This is a genomic window from Hyalangium sp. (genome assembly GCF_035629615.1).
Taxonomy (GTDB): Bacteria; Myxococcota; Myxococcia; order Myxococcales; family Myxococcaceae; genus Hyalangium.
Map to the genome: position 1 here is coordinate 1 of NZ_DASPHO010000264.1, position 4,096 is coordinate 4,096.

Sequence of the window (4,096 nt, forward strand, 5' to 3'; positions counted from 1 at the left end):
TAGTGCCACTGCGCGGAGTAGACCTTGTCGTTCGGCGTACGGGTCGGGTACATGCGCAGGTTCTTCTCCGTGAAGCGCACGCCGGGCACTTGCGCCACCCGCGCCACCAGCTGGCCCGTCTCCTCGGCCGTCAGCGCGTGGCCGTCGACCGCCTCGAAGCCCACCAGGTGGAGGTACTCGCTGGCGTAGCCCTTGTGCGCCACGCGGTAGCCGGGCGCCTGCACCTGCTCCAGCGCCCGCTGCGCGCTCACCCCCGCCTGCTCGAAGCGGACGATGACGTCACCGATGATGGTGGGATCCGTCGCAGGCACCCGCTTGAGCGGCGGTGGCCCCGGCGGCGGCGAGAGGATGGGGAAGTCCGGCTGCGACACCTCCAGCGCGGACTGGCGCTGCTTCAGCCGCTGCTGCGTGCGCGCACGCTGGAGCGCCCGGGAGAGCTCGGCGGCGGCCTGGCCCTTGAGGATCTCCGGGCGCGCGGCGGGCTCCAAGGAGCTCGAGCCCAGGAACGGGCTCAGCTTGCCCTGGACGCGCCCCGTGTCGCCTGTGGGCGGCGGATCTTCTTCCGGATCCTCAGGACAAGCAGTGAGTACCAACAACCCCAGGATGAGCAGACGGCGCATCGGCAATTCCCCTCGTTTTTGACGGGGACACCCTAGCAGCCCTGGAGGCGCCGCGCGCCCCCCTCCACACCGCCGCTCAGCTCACGGCCGCCTCGCCCTCGGGCGGCTCTGGGCTCTCGTCCTCGTCCTCTGCCAGCGCGTCCACCCCCTGGGGGATTCCATCCACCCAGGTCACCCTGTTGCCCACCGTGGCGGGCACCCGCGGCCCCGGTGTCACCACCCCCGTGAGGTTGAGCGGATCCACCGCCGAGAGCTGCACCCGCACCCCCGAGGGCGCCTGGCGCCGCACCGACCGCGCCATGTCCACGGCCTCTGGGAGCGCGAACTGCTCGCCCACGAAGCCCGACACGAAGCGCCCACCCCGCACCTCTCCGCGCGCCTCCATGCGCCGGTAGATGTACAGCAGCTCGCGCCAGGTGGGCGCCAGCGCCTCGCGCATCGCCAGGTCCCTCCAGACGATGCCGTAGCGCTGGAGGAACAGGCGCGCACGCTGCTCCAGCACCTCGTCGGGCTGCTTGGGCTCGGAGGGCACCAGCAGGCTCCAGCGTCCCGGGCCGCCGCGCTGCAGCAGCTTCTGGCGGCGGCGCTGCACCGGGCTCTGCAGCACCCGCAGGTTCTGCACCGCGTCCGCCGTGACGAGCCCCCGCGCCACCAGCTCCCACAGCGCGTCCTCCACCTCCGCCGGCAGCCGGCGCGCGCGGGACACCAGATCGTTGAAGAAGCATGCTCCCCGCTGCTCCAGCACCCCCACCACGTCCCGCGCCGCGGCGGACAGGTCCGGCGGCAGCCACACGCCCCCGTCCGAGAACACCGCGTCGGGCCGTGCGGCCGCCAGCATCCAGTCCAGGTTCTCCCGGCGGGTGAAGGTCAGGCTCGCGTTGCGCGTGGGCTGCGGTGCGCGCGAGCGAGGGGCCTCCGGCTCCGGCGGGGCGGCGGGTGCGCCCCGGCGAGGTCCCGGAGGCGGCCGGGCGTCCTTCACCGTCAGCCGGCCCCAGGCCACCTCGCCGCCGTAGCAGGCCCGCTCCAGCAGCTCGGCCGAGTAGCCCTTCATCCGCGCGGGCAGCAGGAAGCGCTCCCACGCCGAGGCCGGCGCCTCGTAGCCCTGCAGCAGGGAGACGGCCTTGAGCAGCCCCGTGGCGCCGCGCAGCGCGTCCACCTCCTCCAGGTGGTGCCACCGGAAGAGGAAGCGCATGAAGTCCTGCGCGCTCAGCGGCTCGATCTCCTTGCGCAGCCGGCCCACGGTGAGCCGGTGGATGCGCTGGAGCAGGCGCCGATCACACCACTCCAAGGGCACGGGAGCGTCCGCCCCGCGAGGCTCGGGCCGCGGGCGGTACTGGCCCCGCAGGATGCCGCCGGTGCCCTCGAGCTGGTGCAGGGCGACGTTCACCTCGGACTCGTCCAGCAGCGTCAGCCGCGCCAGCTCGCCTGCGGTGGTGGGCCCCAGCATCTCCATGTACCCACGCACCACCTGGAGCGCCGCCGCGTCCCGCTCCACGGGCCGGTCTCCCTCCAGCACCGGCAGCGGCGGCTGAAGCGCCACGTCCGGGAAGAGCGCCCGCACCGCGCTGCCCCGCTCGGCCGGCACCAGGAAGCGCGCGCCCGGCAGCTCCAGCCACGCCACGCGGCCCTGCTCGAAGAGCGGCACCTCCAGGCCCTGCGGGACTTCCGAGGCCCGCAGCAGCACCAGCTGCAACAGCGTGTCGTGCAGCTCGTCCGCGTCACGCATCGGCGGCGCCGCGTCCTCCACCACCTGGGCGATGGCCCCCGCATCCAGCGCCCCGAAGGCCGCCGCGTCCTCGGCCGGCATCGCGCGCCGCAGCGCCACGTTGCGCACCCGCCGCTCCTCGGCCGGCGCGTCGTCCAGGAAGGTGTACGGCATGCTGTGGATCATCTGGTGCGAGAAGACGCTGGGCTCGGGCACGTCCCGCGCCTCCAGGCGGATGGACTTCTCCTTGATGCGGCGCAGCACCTCGCGCAGGCCGTCCACGTCCATGGCCTCGCGCAGACAGTCCTCCATCGTCTGCTTCACCAGCGGATGGTCCGGCAGCTCGACGTCCGCCCCACCGTGGTTGTCCTGGCAGCCCACCTGCGCCGGGAAGACGGCGGACAGCAGATCCTCGCTCCGGGCGCGCTGGAGGTTGGGCGCCACGCGCTTGCCCCCGGAGAAACGGTTGAGCGCCAGCGAGCGGGTGGCGTTCCACCGGAAGCGCGTGCCGAACAGCGGCGCCTGGAGCACGGCCTGCACCAGCACCTCCTGCACGTTGTCCGCGTTGAGGAACTCGAAGATGTCCCCCAGCGGGAAGGAGTGCTGCTCGCCCAGGGACAAGAGGATGCCGTCCTCGGTGGCCGCCGCCTGCAGCTCGAAGTCGAATGAACGGCAGAAGCGCTTGCGCAGCGCCAGGCCCCACGCGCGGTTGATGCGGCTGCCAAAGGGCGCGTGGATGACGAGCTGCATGCCACCCGCCTCGTCGAAGAAGCGCTCGGCCACCACCGTCGTGTGGCTGGGCACCGCGCCCAGCATCTTCTGCCCCAGCCGCAGGTAGCCCATCAGCGCATCCACCGCGGGCGCCGGCACTCGCAGCTCCTTCTCCAGGAAGACCGCGGGCTCCTCGTGCCCCAGCAGCTCCTCGCGCAGCCGGCCTACTTGCAGGGACAGCTCGTCCGTGCGCCCCGGGGCCTCGCCCCGCCAGAAGGGCACCGTGGGCGGCGCTCCCTTCGCATCCTCCACCTGCACCGTGCTGCCCACCACGCGCTGGATGCGCCAAGCCGTGGAGCCCAGCAGGAAGATGTCCCCCGGAGAGGACTCCACCGCGAAGTCCTCGTCCAGCGTCCCCACCACCTTGCCCTCCGGCTCCGCGGTGACGGAGAAGGAGAAGGTGTCCGGGATGGCGCCGCCGTTGGTCAGCGCCGTAATGCGCACCCCGCGCCGCCCCTTCAGCCGGTGGTTCACCCTGTCCCGGTGCAGGTGCACGCCGCTGCGGCCCCGGCGCAGCGAGACGCCCTCCGAGAGCGTCTCCAGCACCGACTGGTACTCCTCCCAGGTGAGCTCCCGGTACGGGTAGGCGCGCTGGAAGAGGGCGAACAGCGCCCGCTCGTCCCACTCCTCGCACGCGCACGCGGCGACGATCTGCTGCGCCAGCACATCCAGCGGCTTCTCCGGAATGCGCACCGCGTCCAGCTCGCCCTCGCGCACGGCGTTGAGCAGCGCGACGCACTCCATCAGCTCGTCGCGCGTCATCGCGAAGAGGATGCCCTTGGAGATGCCTCCTTTATAGTGGCCGGCGCGCCCCACCCGCTGCAGCAGCACGGAGATGGCCTTCGTACTGCCCAGCTGCACCACCATGTCCACGTTGCCCACGTCGATGCCCAGCTCCAGCGACGCGGTGGCCACCATCACCGAGAGCTGCCCGCTCTTGAGCCGCTCCTCCGCCGCGAGGCGGATCTCCCGCGACATGCTGCCGTGGTGCGCCGCCACC

1 protein-coding gene and 1 pseudogene are annotated in these 4,096 nt (G+C 72.6%); both read right to left on the minus strand.

The window, feature by feature from the left end:
• A pseudogene (locus VD972_RS13220) lies at positions 1-620 on the minus strand (peptidase S8); the annotation flags it as partial.
• A 76-nt stretch (positions 621-696) separates the two neighbouring features.
• The coding region (locus VD972_RS13225; RefSeq protein WP_324986242.1) for an Lhr family helicase at positions 697-4,096 on the minus strand (3,400 nt) is incomplete at its 5' end.